The organism is Nonomuraea sp. NPDC003707 (assembly GCF_053587055.1).
In genome coordinates this window covers 654,478-670,027 of sequence record NZ_JBSFNK010000004.1, presented here as the reverse complement: position 1 = coordinate 670,027, position 15,550 = coordinate 654,478, and the positions used below count along the sequence as shown (strand labels likewise).

Annotated in this window: 14 protein-coding genes and 2 tRNA genes; 5 read left to right on the top strand and 11 right to left on the bottom strand. The window is 68.4% G+C overall.

The window, feature by feature from the left end; translation table 11 throughout:
- Positions 1–562: 562 nt before the first annotated feature.
- Positions 563–961: a hypothetical protein gene (locus tag ACWDRB_RS13940; protein ID WP_449893711.1), complete on the top strand. Its 399-nt coding sequence runs from the start codon at positions 563–565 to the stop codon at positions 959–961.
- A 121-nt stretch (positions 962–1,082) separates the two neighbouring features.
- Positions 1,083–1,256, top strand: a complete 174-nt coding sequence (locus tag ACWDRB_RS13935; RefSeq protein WP_449893709.1) for a hypothetical protein — start codon at positions 1,083–1,085, stop codon at positions 1,254–1,256.
- On the opposite strand, the gene ACWDRB_RS13930 is transcribed toward ACWDRB_RS13935, so the two are convergent.
- From ACWDRB_RS13930 to ACWDRB_RS13890, 9 genes are all read right to left on the bottom strand, one after another.
- Entirely contained in the window at positions 1,223–1,906 is a 684-nt protein-coding gene (locus ACWDRB_RS13930) for a response regulator (RefSeq protein ID WP_449893707.1), read from the bottom strand. The two genes, ACWDRB_RS13935 and ACWDRB_RS13930, sit on opposite strands and share 34 nt — an antisense overlap.
- Positions 1,903–4,398, bottom strand: coding sequence for a DUF4118 domain-containing protein (locus ACWDRB_RS13925; protein ID WP_449893705.1), 2,496 nt, complete (start codon positions 4,396–4,398; stop codon positions 1,903–1,905). The genes ACWDRB_RS13930 and ACWDRB_RS13925 overlap by 4 nt, the downstream gene beginning before the upstream one ends.
- Before the next feature lie 9 nt (positions 4,399–4,407).
- Positions 4,408–4,866, bottom strand: coding sequence for a group II truncated hemoglobin (locus ACWDRB_RS13920; RefSeq protein WP_449893703.1), 459 nt, complete (start codon positions 4,864–4,866; stop codon positions 4,408–4,410).
- 96 nt (positions 4,867–4,962) lie between these two features.
- A tRNA-Met gene (locus ACWDRB_RS13915) sits at positions 4,963–5,039 on the bottom strand.
- A gap of 188 nt (positions 5,040–5,227) precedes the next feature.
- Positions 5,228–5,304, bottom strand: a tRNA-Met gene (locus tag ACWDRB_RS13910).
- Positions 5,305–5,362: 58 nt separating this feature from the next.
- Positions 5,363–8,311, bottom strand: a complete 2,949-nt coding sequence (locus ACWDRB_RS13905) for a UPF0182 family membrane protein (RefSeq protein ID WP_449893701.1) — start codon at positions 8,309–8,311, stop codon at positions 5,363–5,365.
- 129 nt (positions 8,312–8,440) lie between these two features.
- Complete coding sequence (locus tag ACWDRB_RS13900; protein ID WP_449893699.1) at positions 8,441–9,487, bottom strand: YlbL family protein; 1,047 nt, start codon at positions 9,485–9,487, stop codon at positions 8,441–8,443.
- Positions 9,488–9,497: 10 nt separating this feature from the next.
- Positions 9,498–9,923, bottom strand: a complete 426-nt coding sequence (locus ACWDRB_RS13895) for a molybdenum cofactor biosynthesis protein MoaE (RefSeq protein WP_350725367.1) — start codon at positions 9,921–9,923, stop codon at positions 9,498–9,500.
- An 86-nt stretch (positions 9,924–10,009) separates the two neighbouring features.
- Positions 10,010–11,083, bottom strand: a complete 1,074-nt coding sequence (locus ACWDRB_RS13890; RefSeq protein WP_350726185.1) for an NAD-dependent epimerase/dehydratase family protein — start codon at positions 11,081–11,083, stop codon at positions 10,010–10,012.
- Between the two features lie 79 nt (positions 11,084–11,162).
- On the opposite strand from ACWDRB_RS13890, the gene ACWDRB_RS13885 reads away from it, so the two are divergent.
- The 3 genes from ACWDRB_RS13885 to ACWDRB_RS13875 are packed head-to-tail and all read left to right on the top strand — an operon-like array spanning position 11,163 to position 14,013.
- Positions 11,163–12,437: a zinc-dependent metalloprotease gene (locus ACWDRB_RS13885; protein ID WP_449893695.1), complete on the top strand. Its 1,275-nt coding sequence runs from the start codon at positions 11,163–11,165 to the stop codon at positions 12,435–12,437.
- Positions 12,434–12,994: an NUDIX hydrolase gene (locus tag ACWDRB_RS13880; RefSeq protein ID WP_449893693.1), complete on the top strand. Its 561-nt coding sequence runs from the start codon at positions 12,434–12,436 to the stop codon at positions 12,992–12,994. Before ACWDRB_RS13885 ends, ACWDRB_RS13880 begins: the two co-directional genes overlap by 4 nt.
- A gap of 32 nt (positions 12,995–13,026) precedes the next feature.
- Positions 13,027–14,013 (top strand): endonuclease/exonuclease/phosphatase family protein, encoded by a 987-nt coding sequence (locus ACWDRB_RS13875; protein WP_449893691.1) that lies wholly within the window; start codon positions 13,027–13,029, stop codon positions 14,011–14,013.
- Here the strand turns inward: ACWDRB_RS13875 and ACWDRB_RS13870 are convergent.
- Both ACWDRB_RS13870 and ACWDRB_RS13865 read right to left on the bottom strand, forming a co-directional pair.
- Complete coding sequence (locus ACWDRB_RS13870) at positions 14,000–14,584, bottom strand: DUF2064 domain-containing protein (protein ID WP_449893689.1); 585 nt, start codon at positions 14,582–14,584, stop codon at positions 14,000–14,002. The genes ACWDRB_RS13875 and ACWDRB_RS13870 overlap by 14 nt on opposite strands.
- Positions 14,581–15,096, bottom strand: coding sequence for a M48 metallopeptidase family protein (locus ACWDRB_RS13865; protein WP_350725375.1), 516 nt, complete (start codon positions 15,094–15,096; stop codon positions 14,581–14,583). The genes ACWDRB_RS13870 and ACWDRB_RS13865 overlap by 4 nt, the downstream gene beginning before the upstream one ends.
- Between the last annotated feature and the right edge of the window lie 454 nt (positions 15,097–15,550).

The following is a 15,550-nucleotide window of genomic DNA, read 5'->3' as shown; positions in this document are numbered from 1 at the left end:
ATCCAAGCAATTTCCGTCATAAATGACGGGGATATGCATGTGTATCTCATGCACTGGCTTTTAACACACTGTTGAGTTCTCAAGAAACGGACGCGTACTTCCTTGCTCAAAACCGTTCCGGTCTTTCGCTCGGAGGCGTTCATTTCGTTGTGTCTTTATTCTTTCAGCCGTTCAAGTCCCTGTCAAATTGACCCGACTTGCTCGACTTGCTGGAATTAAGACCCGCCCCGTTTCCGGGACAACCCCTCTAACTTACCAGGCCATCCGAACCGGTGCGAATCCACCGAAGGGCAACCCTCGAAGTAAGTGGGATTTGCCGGGCGTCTCCGGGAGTCTCTGTGGACTCCCTCGGCCGCCCTGCGCGAAGCAACTCTAGCAGCCCGACGCACCCACTTCGCGCCACTCAGGTAATCACGTGGTTGTTCCCTCACCACGCAACGCCCAAACCTCACCAAGGACACCCAGGTCGGCGCCCCAGCTGTCAAGCCGTCGGCAAGTCATCCGCAATCGCTGCCAGGTACGAAGTACCTACGAGCAGACTGCGCTCTCGGAGGTGCCCGCTATGACCCGCTCGGAGTTCGACGACATCCGTGCCTTCCTCGCCGACGAGGCGACCCATGCCGGAGACCTGCTGAGAATCGCAAGGACGCTGATCGACGACCTCGAACACGCCCGCATGCGCGAGGCCGTACTCCGTACCCACTACCTGCGTCTGCTCACGGCGGCGCGGGCGACGGTGGCGGCCGACATCGCGGAGGCGCCCGACCCCATGGCGTTCCTCAAGCACGAGCTGTCCGAGCGCGGCCAGATGCCGGAGGACGGCGAGGCCGTGCAGCGCATCCTGGCGGACGCCCGTACGGCAGCCCTGCTGCTCGCCTGCCTGGAGGAGTCCGTCCCCCAGCGCCCGCGCGGAATGCGCCTGCGCCGGTGCGTCGGCATGAGGCGGACCCTCCCGCATTAGCCGCTGACCCGATGAGCACTCGGCCCATACCCGGCCTTGGCTGACCGGCTGTAAGACTTCGCATATGTGGCAGCGCGGGTTGAACTGGGCGGCAGTCGCACTAGTCGGGATATTCGGCCTTATGTGGGTCGGCGTCGTGGTTTATGCCGATCAGAGCTCTTCCCTCTGGATGCGGGTCGTGCAGGTGGCCTTCGGGATCCTGCTCCTGGGCTGGGCCGTACAGCGAGCGGTCGTGATGCTCGTCGGGCCGTCAGCCCACTGCTACTCGGAGGAGGCCGACGGCTGGAACCGGTAGCCCATCCCCGACTCGGTCAGCAGGTGCACCGGACGGGCGGGATCCCGTTCGAGCTTGCGCCGGAGCTGGGCCATGTACTGGCGCAGGTAGTGCGTCTCCTTGAGGTAGGAGTCTCCCCAGACCTCCCGCAGCAGCTGGCGCTGGCTGATCAGCTTGCCCGGGTTACGCAGCAGGATCTCCAGGAAGTGCCACTCCGTGGGCGTCAGCCGTACCCCTCCCGAGATCGTCTTGCTGGAGAGGTCGATCACGTGATCGCCCAGCCGCACCGTGGCGGTCTCCTCCTCGTGCTGGCCCGTGCGGCGGGTCACCGCGCGGACGCGGGCGAGCAGCTCGTCGATGCTGAACGGCTTCGTCACGTAGTCGTCGGCGCCGGCGTCGAGTGCGTCCACCTTGTCGGTGCTGTCCGCGCGCCCTGAGAGGACGATGATCGGCACGGCGGTCCAGCCGCGCAGGCCCTCGATCACCTCCACGCCGTCCAGATCGGGCAGCCCGAGATCGAGGATGACCAGGTCGGGATGCCATTCGGCGGCCTGGCGCAGCGCCGAGCCGCCGTCGGCCGCGACGGCCACCTCGTACTGCCGGGCGGCCAGGTTGACGCGCAGCGCACGCAGGATCTGCGGCTCGTCGTCCACCACCAGCACGCGGGTCACGGGTGTCTCCGCAGCGAGACGGTCATGGTCAGTCCCCCTCCGGGCGTGTCCTCCAGCACGAGCGTGCCGCCCATCGCCTCGGTGAGGCCGCGCGAGAGCGCCAGGCCGAGCCCCACGCCCGTGTGACTGGCGCGGTCGCCGAGCCGCTGGAACGGCATGAACACCCTTTCATGCGCTTCCGGCGGAATTCCGGGGCCCCGGTCGATGATGCGGATCTCCACGTTGTCACCGTGCCAGCTGGCGTTGACGACCACGGGCTCGCCGTCGGGGCTGTAGCGGACGGCGTTCGACATGACGTTGACGAGCACGCGCTCCAGCAGAGCGGGATCGGCCATGATCTCGGGGACGATGGGCGGGAGGTCGCTGCGGATCTGGTCGCGTAGCGGGCCGAGGTCGTCGATGGCGTGCGGCAGCACGTCCTCGATCGCCACGGGCTCCAGGTTCACGCCGAGCACGCCTGCTTGGAGGCGGCTCATGTCGAGGAGGTTCGCGACGAGCCGGTCCAGCTTGATCAGCGACTCGTCGGCGGTGGCCAGCAGCTCGCCGCGGTCCTCGTCCGACCAGGTCACGTCGGTGCTGCGCAGGCTCTCGACCGCGGCCTTGGCCGAGGCGAGCGGCGTACGCAGGTCGTGGCTGACGGCGGCCAGCAGAGCGGTGCGCATCCTGTCGGCCTCGGCCAGCGGCTCGGCCTGCTCGGCCGCCTCGCGCAGCCGCTGCTCGCGCAGGGCGACCGCCGCCTCCGCCGCGAACGCCTCCAGCACCCGCCGGTCGCTCGCGTCCAGCAGCCGTCCCCGGGCGGCGAGCACGAGCCGTTCGTCGATCACGACGTCGGTGTCGGCCGTACCCGGGCTCGTGCACGGCACGCCGCCCGAGGTGGCGACGATGTGCCAGTCGTCCGTACGCTCCAGCAGGGTCACCGAGCCGAACCCGAACGTCTCCCGGGTCCTGGCCAGCAGCGACGGCAGCGCCGCGTCGCCCCTCAGCACGTGACCCGCCAGCGTGGACAGCACCTCGGCGTCCGCCCGCGAGCGCGCCGCCTCCCTGCTGCGTCTGGCCGCCAGGTCGACGACCGTGCTGACCATGACCGCCACCAGCACGAACGTGGTCAGCGCGAGCACGTTCTGCGGCTCGGCGATCGTCAACGTGTGCAGCGGCGGCGTGAAGAACCAGTTGAGCAGCCCGAACCCGAGCACCGCCGCCGTCAACGCCGGCCACATGCCGCCCACCAGGGCCACCCCGACGACCAGCAGCAGGAAGAGCGGGATCTCGCTGGGCAGCGACAGGCCCAGCGGCTGGAGCGCGGCCGTGAGCAGTGGCGGCCCGAGCAGCGCCAGCCCCCAGCCGGACAGCCGCCGCCGGCGCGTCAGCGCGGCGCTCGACCGCACCCGCCCCCGGCCCGTCCTGGTCGCCTCGTGCGTCACCATGTGCACGTCGATCGACCCGGACAGCGCCGTCGTCGTCACACCCACGCCGCGCGCGACAATCTGCGCGAGCCGTCCCCTGCGCGACGCGCCCAGCACGAGCTGGGTGGCGTTCACGCCACGGGCGAACTCCAGCAGCGCGTGCGGGATGTCGTCGCCGACCACCTGGTGGTAGGACCCGCCGAGGGCCTCGACGAGGGCCCGCTGGTGCACCAGGTTCGCGGGGTCGCCGCCGGAGGTCAGGCCGTCGGCGCTCGTGACGTGCACGGCCAGCAGATCGGCCCCCTTGCTCCTGGCCGCGATGCGCGCGGCCCGGCGGATGAGCGTGTCCCCTTCCGGGCCTCCGGTGAGGGCGACGACCACGCGCTCGCGGGCCTCCCAGGTGCCCGCTATGGCATGCTCCGCGCGATATTGGTCGAGTTGCTCGTCCACCTTGTCCGCCAGCCAGATCAGGGCGATCTCCCTCAAGGCGGTCAGGTTGCCGACGCGGAAGTAGTTGGCCAGCGCGGCGTCGACGCGATCGGGCGGGTAGACGTTCCCGTGTGCCATCCGCCGGCGCAGCGCCTCGGGCGCCATGTCGACGAGCTCGATCTGGTCGGCCCGGCGCACCACCTCGTCGGGCACGGTCTCCCGCTGCGACACGCCGGTGATCTGCTCGACCACGTCGTTCAGGGATTCGAGGTGCTGGATGTTGAGGGTGGAGACGACGTCGATGCCGGCGTCGAGCACTTCGTCGATGTCCTGCCAGCGCTTGACGTTGCGGGAGCCGGGAACGTTCGTGTGGGCGAGCTCGTCGATCAGCGCCATGGTGGGGGCGCGGGCGATGACGGCATCGACGTCCAGTTCGGTGAACGTCGCGCCACGGTAGGTCATCGTCCGCCTCGGCAGGACCTCGAGTCCGTCGAGCAGGCCGGCCGTCCTGGCGCGGCCGTGGGTCTCGACGAAGCCCACGACCACGTCCTTGCCACGTTCGCGGGCGCGGTGCGCCTCGCTCAGCATGTCGTACGTCTTGCCCACGCCGGGCGCCGCACCCAAGTGAACGCGCAGCCTCCCGCGGGACGTGCTCCCCATTCCTCCAGGTTACGGCTGGTACGGCGGCGCGACCCCCCAACCCCAGTGGGGCACGGGAGCTTCAAGCGGAGGCGTGGCGTCCGGCTGTGAGTTGTGCCTGGCCAGCCTGGTGCCCCATTCGACGTAGCCGGCGAACGCCGCCCTGAACTCGGGGTCGTCAGGCAGCCCCACTTCGTCGGCCGCGTCCATGAGGAGATTCACCCACCTGCGGCGCTGGGGCTCGGTGATGGCCTTGCCGAGGTGGTGGCGGAGCATGTTCGGGTAGCCGCCGCGCTCCTTGGTGTACCGGTCGGGGCCGCCGAAGACCTCGCTGAGCCACATCGCCACATATTTGGGGTGATCGGGATCCATGTGCGCGAACAGCGGGCCGATCAGGTCGTCCTTGACGACCGTGCGGTAGAACGCTTCGGCCAGCCGCTCGAACGCCTCAGTGCCGCCTGCCCAGTCGTACAGCGTGGGTTCACTCATGTAATGATGTAATCATTTGCGGGACGATGGCGGCAAGGTCGGAAAACGACAAAGTCCCTGGTCTCCGGATCTCTCCGGTGACCAGGGACTCTGGCTTGGTAGCGGGGACAGGATTTGAACCTGCGACCTCTGGGTTATGAGCCCAGCGAGCTACCGAACTGCTCCACCCCGCGTCGGTGTCTCTGGATATAACTATACAGGGCCCGCGACAGTGCTTTGACCAACCCCGACCCCGAACCGCCCGCCGTCCCTTGAGGGAGGGCCGCGGACGGCCCACGCAGGTCGGGGAACGCATCCCCGGACCCCTGTGGGACCAATAGCAAAAGCCCGGACTCCGATTAAGGAGCCCGGGCTTCTGGGCTGGTAGCGGGGGCAGGATTTGAACCTGCGACCTCTGGGTTATGAGCCCAGCGAGCTACCGAACTGCTCCACCCCGCGTCGCGTTGTTGCCTTTAAAGACTAGTGGGCGACGAGGGGTGGACGCAAACCGATTGGGCTAGGACGTGCCTGCCGCCTGCGATCCCGTAGGCGATGGCGAGACGGAAGGCGTGCTCGACGGCGCGACCGACGGGGTCGCCGACGGACTGGCGGATGGAGTGGCCGACGGGGTCGCCGAGGGCTTGGGCTGCTGGGCGTTGGCCCCTTCCAGCGCCTTCAGCGCCTCCTCCAGCCTCTTCTGCGCCTCGCCGTAGGCATCCCAGTTGGGCGGACTGGACTGCAGGGCCTTCTGCGCGTCCTCGTACGCCTTCTTGGCATTGGCGATCGCCGAGTTGATCGCCGTGTTGGCCTGGTTGGGGACGTTCTGCTCGGTGGGGGTGTTCGGCTGCTGTTGCTGGCCGCCGAAGACCTCCGCGAGCGCCTTCTCCAGGTCAGGCCCGACGCCGATCTTGTTGCCGTACGACACCAGGACCCGCTGCAGGATCGGGTACGGCTCCTGGCCACCGCCCGCGGCCACCTGGACGTACACCGGCTCGACGTAGAGCAGGCCGCCCGCGTACGGCAGCGTCAGCAGGTTGCCGTACCGGAGCGACGAGCTACCCACGCCCATCACGTTGAGCTGGCCGGCGAGGCGGCTCTGGAAGGCGTTCTGCACCTGTCCGGGGCCCGGGATGGGAGTGTTGGACGGCATGCGCAGGATGCGCAGTCGGCCGTAGCCGGAGCCGGCCGACGAGTCGACCGCCATGAACGCCGACAGGTTGGCGCTCCCCTGCCGCGGCACGAACGTCGTCGTCAGCGAGAACGTCGGCGTGCCGCCCGGCATCGTGGTGGTCAGGTAGTAGGGCGGCTGCTTGATGTTCTTGTCGTTCTGCGTGGGGTCGCCCGGGACGTTCCAGAAGTCCTGGCCGTTGTAGAAGGCGGCCGGGTTGGTGATGTGGTACCGCGACAGCGTGTAGCGCTGCACCTTGAACAGGTCTTCGGGGTAGCGGACGTGGCTGCGCAGGTCGGCGCTCATCTCCGAGGCCGGGCGGATGACCCCCGGGAACGCCTTGCTCCAGGTCTTGAGCAGCGGGTCGTTGGTGTCCCAGCCGTAGAGCGTGACCGTGCCGTCGTAGGCGTCGACCGTGGCCTTGACGGAGTTGCGGATGTAGTTGACCTTGTCGCTCGGCTGCTGGGCGATCACGCGGCGGTCGGTGGACGCGTCGCGCGTCATGTCGCCGAGGCTCTCGCTCTGCGAGTACGGGTAGTCGTTGGACGTGGTGTAGCCGTCGAGGATCCAGGTGATGCGCCCGTCGACGATCGCCGGGTAGGGGTTGCCGTCGAGCGTGAGGAAGGGCGCGACCTTCTGGACCCTGTCGCGCGGGTTGCGCACGTACAGGATCTGGGAGTTGTCGTTGACGTCGCCCGACAGCAGGATGTTCGCCTCGCCGTACTTGGCGGCGTAGACGAGCCTGTTGAGGAACGAGCCGACGCGGACGCCGCCCTTGCCGTCGTAGATGTTGTCGGCCTGGCCCGTGCCGCCCGTCTGCGGGTAGTCGAGCTCCTTCGTCTTCGGGTTGCCGCCCGCGATGATGTACTCCTCGGCGGCCGGCTCCTCGCCGAAGTAGATGCGCGGCTGGCGCAGCCCGGTGGTGGTCGCCAGGGGGCCGGTGACCGGCATGTCCTTGGCGTCGTAGTTGGGCAGGCCGCCGCCGTCGACCTGGTTGCCCGGCGCGGCGACGAAGCCGTAGCCGTGCGTGTAGACCAGGGCCCGGTTGATCCAGTTGTTCTGGCCCTCGGGCGGGCCGGTCATCTCGCGCACGCCGACGACATGGTCGACCAGCTTGCCGGTGCTGTCGGGGTAGCGGTCGACGTCGAGCGTGTCGCCGAAGTTGTAGAAACCGCGGATGCGCTGCGTCTGCTCATACGTCGAGGAGAGCAGCGCCGGGTCGAGCAGCCGGACGCCGGAGACGGAGGCGTCGCCCCCCTTCTGGACCTTGGACGGGTCGGACTCGGCGTTGTAGTTTTCGACCTCGGTCTTGTCGATGTTGTACGCCTCGCGCGTGGCGTTGATGTTGCGCTGGATGTAGGCCGCTTCCTTGCCCTGCTGGTTGGGCTTGACCTGGAACTGCTCGACCAGCGCCGGGTAGACGCCGCCGATCAGGATGGCCGAGAGCACGAGCAGGCCGGCCGAGACGCCGGGGAGCATGCCGCCGGGCCGGAAGATCCCGGCGAAGAACAGGGCGGCGCAGATCAGCGCGATGATCGCGAGGATGGTCTTGGCCGGCAGGACGGCGTTGACGTCGGTGTAGGACGCGCCGTGGACGAACCCGCGGTCGGAGAAGACCAGGCCGTAGCGGTCGACCCAGTAGGCGACGGCCTTCAGCAGGACGAAGACGCCGAGCAGCACCGACAGGTGGACGCGAGCCGCCCTGGAGGCGTGCACGCCCGGGGACTGCAGCCGGAACCCGCCGTACAGGTAGTGCGTGATCGCCGCCAGCACGATCGAGATGATCACGGCGGTGAACAGGAAGTTCAGCACCATCCGGATGAACGGATAGTCGAACACGTAGAACGAGATGTCCAGCCCGAACAGCGTGTCCTGCTTGCCGAACGACTCTCCGTTGACGAACTTCAGCCATGTCTCCCACTGGCCGGAGAAGGAGGAGCCGGAGAAGAGGGCGAGCAGGCCCATGCCGACGATGAAGATCAGCTTGCGGTGGGGGTCGAGCGCCATGCGGTAGCGGTCGGCGCCGCTGCCCCCGCCGAACATCGCCGGCCCGAACATCGGCCGCGTCCGGAAGGCCAGCAGCATGTTGCCGCCCGCGATGCCGACCATCAGCAGCGCGCCGACCAGGAACAGCACGATCTCGGTCAGCAGGACGCCGGTGAAGATCGACGTGTACTTGGCCGCGTCAAACCATAGATAGTCGGTATAAATACCGGAAAATAGGAAAAATAGCGCCACGATCGCCACCAGAGCGATCGCCACAGGCAGAAGCAGTCTCGGACGGCGGGGCAAGCGCATCGCCCTACCGGCTCCTGGGGTCCGGAAGCTCAAGGCCAACCCCTCGTCGTGATGAAGAAACGGTCCGTGTCTGGCAACTTACACCGCAGTGCCAGCCCTACGGCTAACGCACGGCGAGCTCCAGAAGTTTCATCCGGCCTCGCACGCGGGCACGTTTCCCTTGCCCGTGCGCAGCGCGTCGAGCGCGAGCACCGCGTCATGCAGCGTGTCGGCCCTGACCAGCCGGAGCCCGTCGGGCACGGCTTGCATGGCCTCGGCGCAGTTGTCGGCGGGCGTCAGGAAGACCGTCGCGCCGGAGTCTTTCGCGCCCACCATCTTCTGGGCGATGCCGCCGATCGCGCCGACTTCTCCCGACGGCTGGATCGTGCCGGTGCCGGCGATCCGCTTGCCGCCGGTGATCTCACCGGGCGTCAGCTTGTCGACTATGCCGAGCGAGAACATCAGCCCCGCGCTCGGCCCGCCGACGTCGCCGACGTTGATGTCGACGTCGAACGGGAACTTGTACTTGGCCTGCATGACCACGCCCACGAGGGTCTGCCCCTTGGGCCCGGCCACGGTGGGCACGGTGACGTCGAGCTTCTGGCCTCCCCTGGTGACGGAGAAGGCCACATTGTCACCCGGCTTGTGTGCCTTGACCGCGTCGCCAACGACGTCGACGTCCTTCGCGGGCTTGCCGTCCACGGAGTTGATCTCGTCGCCCTTCAGCAGCTTGCCGTCGGCGGGCCGGCCCTTTTCCGTGGAGACCACGGTCACGACCATGTTGAAGGGGATCTTGAGCTCGCTGAGGGCGGCGGCCCTGGCGGAGTCCTGGGAGTTGGTCATCTCGACCGTGTTCTCCTCCTCGACCTCCTTGGGGTCGCGATTGGGAGCGAAGATGGTCTCCTGCGGGACCACCGCCACGGTCGGGTCGATCCAGCCGCGCAACGCCGTCAGCAGGTCGATCTGGGCGGCCGGGCCGCCTTGGTAGGCCACCGTGACCAGGCTCAGCGCGCCGCTGGTCGCGTAGGTCTCCCGCCCCTTGATCGAGATCACGGGCTTCTTGTCGACCTCGCCGATCGTGTTCTCGGTCGGGCCGGGGCTCAGCACGACGTACGGGACCGGACTGAACGCGCCCACCACGCCGAGCGCGAGCACAAGGAATCCCGCGAGCAGAAGGGTCAGGGCGCGTCGTGACATGTCGATGAGCTTATTCGCCGGCGCCGACCCATTCGGTCTCACCGTCGGCGAACACCTGGTGTTTCCAGATGGGGACGTTTGCCTTCAGGTCGTCGATCAGCCGTCTCGACGCCTTGAACGCCTCGTCCCTGTGGGGTGCGGCCACCGCGACGATGACGGCCGCCTCGCCCAGCTCCAGATCGCCCACGCGGTGGACGGCGGCCAGCGCCGTCACGGGGAAGTCGGCGGCCACCTTCTCGGCGACCTGCCGCAGCTCGGCCTCCGCCGAGGGGTGGGCCGAGTAGGAGAGCCCGGTCACCGGTTTTCCGTGGTCCTGCTCGCGCACGGTGCCCACGAAGAGGGCGGTGCCGCCGGCGGCGTGGTCGCCCACGGCGGCCAGCACCTCGTCGACGGAGAGCGCGGTATCACGAATGCCGAGCAACCGGATGACGTCCACGCAAAGAGCCTACCAACAAGAAATCCGCCCGCTGGACTCCCGAAACGCCGTCGTACCTGGTCAAGGCCGGGTTGACGGCGGATTTCTCAGCCGCGCCGCTTCTTGCGCACCTGGCGGACGATCGCGGCGGTGCCGATGACGGCCACGGTGGCGCCGGCCGCGGTGAGCGTGGCCTCCTTGACGGGCAGGCGCCGGCCGACCACGGTCGTCCTGTTCTCGCGCAGCTCCAGGAGCTCCTCGAACGCGGCCTCGTTCGTCCACGAGGGCTTCCAGCCCGCCTCGCGCAGCGCCGTGCAGTCGACGACCCACGGGTAGACGACGTAGTGCAGGTCGGTCGCCGGGGCCGGGGTGATGCCGAGCCGGTGGAGGCGCTGGGCCGTGCTGAACGTCAGCCCCGCGGGCAGCTCGAACCTGCGGATGCTCGACAGCTCCTCGACCTGCTCCTGCTCCATCCATCCGTCGGAGCCGACGGCGACCACGCCCGTGACGACACCGCGGGCGGCCAGGTCGAGTGCCGAGACCAGGTCATCGATGTGGCAGAACTGCCAGCGCGGGTTGCAGCCCTTGACCGTCAGGAGCCTGGGCGACTCGAAGTGACGGGTGATGACGGTGTCCACTCCCGGGCCGACGACCGCGGCCGGGCGCAGCACGGTGACCTCCAGGCCGGGGTGGCTGCGCAGCGACCGGCGTACCAGGGACTCGATCTCCAGGTAGTCGCCCACGACGCCGGTGTCGGGCTCGGCCGCCACGGGGGCGTCTTCGGGCAGGGGCACCTCGTTGTCGGGCGCGGCGCCGTACACCATCGCGCTCGTGACCAGCACCACACGCCGCACGCGCGCCGCCGCGCAGGCGGTCAGCACCGTCTGGGCGGCCCGCAGGTTGTACGCGCGCCGCTCGGACGGGTCGGAGTCGACGGCGTAGTCACCGGCCAGATGGACCAGGACGTCGATGTCGGAGATCCGGTTCGCCAAGAGCGGATCCCGTACGTCGATCACTCTCCACGTGGCTTCCCCGACATCACCGCGCTCCTCGTCAATGGCCACCACCCTGCGGAAATCCGCGGAGGATACGAGCCTCGCGAGCAGCTCTCGGCCTATGCCGGAGGCCGCTCCGGTGACGGCTACTACGGGTTGGCTCGGGCGTTTCGAGGTAGGCACCAGGTCCTCACTTTGCACTGATCCGCCGTAGGACGACTAACGTGGCGGATGTGGACTCCTCCATCCTGCACGAGGTAGAGCGGTGACTGACCTGCCAGGTCGCGAAAACGACCCTAACGAGAACCCGTTCGCCATGTTCGGCAACCCTGAGCAGATGGCTCAGGCGATGCGCCAGTTCGCTGACATGCTGTCGGCGCCTCAGGGCTCAGGCCCTGTCAACTGGGACATGGCGAAGAACATCGCCCGGCACGCTGTGGTCGCCCAAGGCGATCCGAGCGTCATGGAAGGCGAGCGCCGTCAGATCGTCGACGCGCTGAGCCTGGCCGACCTGTGGCTGAACGAGGCGACGACGCTGCCGAGCGGCGTGTCCAACCCGCAGGCCTGGAGCCGGTCCGAGTGGATCGAGAACACCATCCCGGTCTGGCGCAAGCTCTGCGAGCCGATCGCGGAGCGCATGGTCGAGACCATGGGCGGCGCGCTCGGCGGATCCGGGCTGCCTCCCGAGGCCCAGCAGATGGCCGGCCCGCTGCTCGGCATGCTCAAGCAGATGGGCGGCATGATGGTCGGCCAGCAGATCGGGCAGGCGATCAGTTCGCTGGCCCGCGAGGTGGTCGGCACCACCGACATCGGCCTGCCGCTGTCCGACACGGCCGCGCTGCTGCCCGGGGGCATCGCCTCGTTCAGCGAGGGGCTGGAGATCCCGGCCGACGAGATCCGGCTCTACCTGGCGCTGCGCGAGGCCGCGCACCACCGGCTGTTCCAGCACGTCCCGTGGCTGCGCTCCCACCTGCTGGGCGCGGTCGAGGAATACGCCAAGGGCATCACGGTCGACACCTCGGCGCTCGAGGAGCAGATCCGCGGTCTCGACATCAACAATCCCCAGGCGATCCAGGAGGCGCTGAGCGGGGGCAACCTGCTCAAGCCCGAGGAGACCGAGCGGCAGAAGGCCGCTCTGGCGCGGCTGGAGACGATGCTCGCCCTGGTCGAGGGGTGGGTGGCCACCGTGGTCGACCAGGCCGCCGAGGGCAAGCTGCCCTCCGCCGTGGCGCTGGCGGAGACCGTACGCCGGCGGCGCGCGACCGGTGGGCCCGCGGAGCTGACGTTCGGCACACTGGTGGGGCTGGAGCTGCGGCCCCGGCGGCTGCGTGAGGCGGCGGCGCTGTGGCGCGCGCTGGAGAGCGAGCGCGGGCTCGAGGGGCGCGACGCGCTGTGGGGGCACCCCGATCTCATGCCGACGGCCGACGACCTCGACGATCCCGACGCGTTCGTACGCGGTGAGGCGGCCTGGGACATCTCCCAGCTGGAGGCGAAGCCGGACGACGAAGGTGACAAGGGCGACAAGGGCGACAAGAGTTGAGCCTGCACGGCGACGCGGTGGCGGTGCTGTCCGCGTGGAGCGCGCCCACGCCCGAGGAAGAGGCGTTGCGCCTGGAGTTCCTGGAGCATTTGCGTGCGCATGACGACGCGATGCTGCGGGAATGCGTACCGGGGCATCTGACGGCCACCACGGCGGTGCTGTCGCACGACGGCACGCAGGTGCTGCTCACGCTGCATCCGAAGGCCAAGAAGTGGCTGCCCATGGGTGGCCACTGCGAGATTTCCGACATGTCGCTCGTGGAGGTTGCTCTGCGGGAAGCATGGGAGGAGTCGGGAATTTCCGGGCTTGAGCTGCTGCCCGGGCCGCTCGCGGTCGACAGGCACGAGGTGTGGTGCCATCCGCCGTATAGCTGGCATCTCGACGTCGAGTACGCGGCCGTGGCCCCGCCCGGCGCCGAGGCCGTGATCAGCGACGAGTCGCTCGACCTGCGCTGGTTCCCCGTGGACGCGATCCCCGAGCTGTCCGACGAGGCGACGCGGCGGCTGGCCGCACGTGGACAGGCGGCTCTTGGCTCGGGCTCACGCGCGTTTGGCTAGAGTCTTTTGCGTCGTTCCAAATAGGGGGCTGCGTGGAGACTTCTGCCGTCGGCGGCACGATCGTGACACCTGGGCGCAAGCGCCGGAAGTTCCCCGCGACTACTTTGACCTGGCTGGCCGTGACCCCGTTCGCGGCGTGGGCCGTGGCGCGGGTGGCCGGTCTGGAGCGGGGGTCGCTGCCCACGCAGATCATGACCGCCACCCCGTACGCCGCGGCCGGCTCGCTGGTCCCGCTCCTGATCGCCGCGGTCGGGCGTAAGCGGGCGGCGACCGCCGTCGCGCTGCTGGCCACGACCGCGCTCGGCTTCAGCGTGCTGCCCAGGGCTCTGGGCAGGGCGGAGGCCACCACGGGCAGGCCGCTGAAGGTCATGACGATCAACATGCTGTTCGGCCGGGCCGACACTGCGACGATCATGAAGCTGGTACGCGAGTTCCAGCCCGACGTGCTGAGCACGCAGGAGCTCACCCCCGGGGCGGTCACCGACCTCGACGAGGCCGGGCTCAAGGAGCTGATGCCGTACCGCGTGCTGCAGGACGAGTGGAGCGCCGGCGGGAGCGGGCTCTACTCCAGGCATCCGGTGGAGCCGCTGTGGGACCTGATGCCGCCGGTCGGGCACCAGATGCCCGCCGCGCTGATCTCGCTGCCGGGCGGGAAGCCGATCGAGTTCATCGACGCGCATCCGTTCCCGCCGCTCGGGCCCCAGGTCATCGAGTGGAACGAGGCCATGGCGGCCTTTCCCTCCACTTCCCCCGACCGGATCCGGATCATCGCGGGTGACTTCAACGCCTCCCTCGACCACGCCGCCCTGCGCGGGCTGCTGGCCCGCGGCTACAAGGACGCGGCCGACATCGTGGGGGCCGGGCTGATACCGACGTGGCCGGCGAACAAGCGGGTGCCGCCGATCATCACGATCGACCACGTACTGGTGGACGAGCGGGTGGGGGTGAAGGAGGTCAGCGTGCGCGACGTGCCGAAGACCGACCACCGGGCGGTGCTGGCCGAGCTCACCGTGCCCTGATCAGCGCCCTGGTGCTTTCCCAGCCTTCCAGGCCGGGGTCGAGGCGTTCGACGTCTTCGGGGGTGCGCAGGCGGTGCCAGCCCGGGGTGGTGGCGATCTTACGGGGGCCCGGGGCCTGGGCGCGCAGGGTGGCCACGATCCGCTCGTCGTCGAGGTCGGGGTCCGCCCAGGTGGGCGGGGGGAGCGCGCAGGCCATGGCCACGGCGCCGCCGTTCTCCGCCGGGCAGATGGTGATCTCGGCCCTGCCGAGCTCCCTGAACAGCTTGCCGACGAGGAGGGGCGGCAGGTCGGGCGCGTCCGCGCTGATCACTGCGACTTGGTCGGCTTTGAGGCGCTGAAGGATGATTTTTAGCGGTTCGTCGTCTTTTATCGTGATTACTTCGGTGCCCGGCCAGACGATCTCCTCCAGCTCGGGAACGCTGGTGATCAGGACCGGGGTGACGAGTTCCAGCCCCGCGACCATCTCGTAGGTGTCCTCCGCGACCGCTTCGAGGAAGCGTGCGGGATCCACGCCCGGGGGCGCCGCCTGTGCCATGCGCTGTCGTACCAGGACCGCGGCGATGCGCGTCAACACTCCTCCGGTGCCGTCTGGGCCGCGGCCGAGAATCCCTCCAGAAACCCGCGCGCGCGTTCTGCCTTGGGATACTGTTCTACCAGCGCCCAGAACTTGGCACCGTGGCTGGGCACCAGCAGATGCACCAACTCGTGGATGATCACGTAGTTGATGACCCATTCGGGCAGGCCCTTGAGCCTGGTCGAGATCCTGATCGTGCCATTCTCGGGGGTGCACGAGCCCCATCGGTGCTGCTGGTTGTCGACCCAGCGCACGCTCGCCGGCTCCGCCATGCCGTTGAGGAATTTCGCTGACAGTTCTCTGGCTCGTTCGAGCAGCGCCTCGTCGGTGGGCCTTCGTCGGCGTTCCTTCGCGGCCAGCCGATCCAGCATCCGGCTCACCCATTCATCTGCGTCTTCGCCACTCAGCCAGGCGGGCAGGAGCACGATCGTCTTGTCGCCGTCGCGGTAGGCGGAGACCGTACGCCGGCGACGAGAACTGCGACGAACCTCGACTGTCTCGGGGGGCACATATGCACGGTAGCCGACCCTGGCGAAATTCCACAGAGGGTGGACGTTGTTTCTGCTGGTCAGATGATTAAGAGCCGGTGAATTTGGGCATGCGGCGTTTCCCGATGGGCGTCGAGCGCCTGATCATGCGGGTGGAGGCCGTGGTCACGGGCCGGACGGAAGATTCCCACCTCAGCATGGCTTCCAAGCCTTGATGGTCTTGGTTCTGGGGTAGTTTGCGGGGTCTTGTGGTGATGGGAGCGTTCTAAATGATCTTCATTCCGGTCCCTCGAGCTTCCGACATTCGGTCATTTTTCGGGAAAGCTTGATTTACCAGACCTTTATCTAACGATCCCCGCAGCCGCCCTCCTTGGCCGCGTCACGCCCCCGCGTTTGGAACCCCGAGGCCACCCTTTCGTGCCCCAAGAGCTCCTCCCACACCCCAACCACCCACACCACACCATCCGACAGCCAC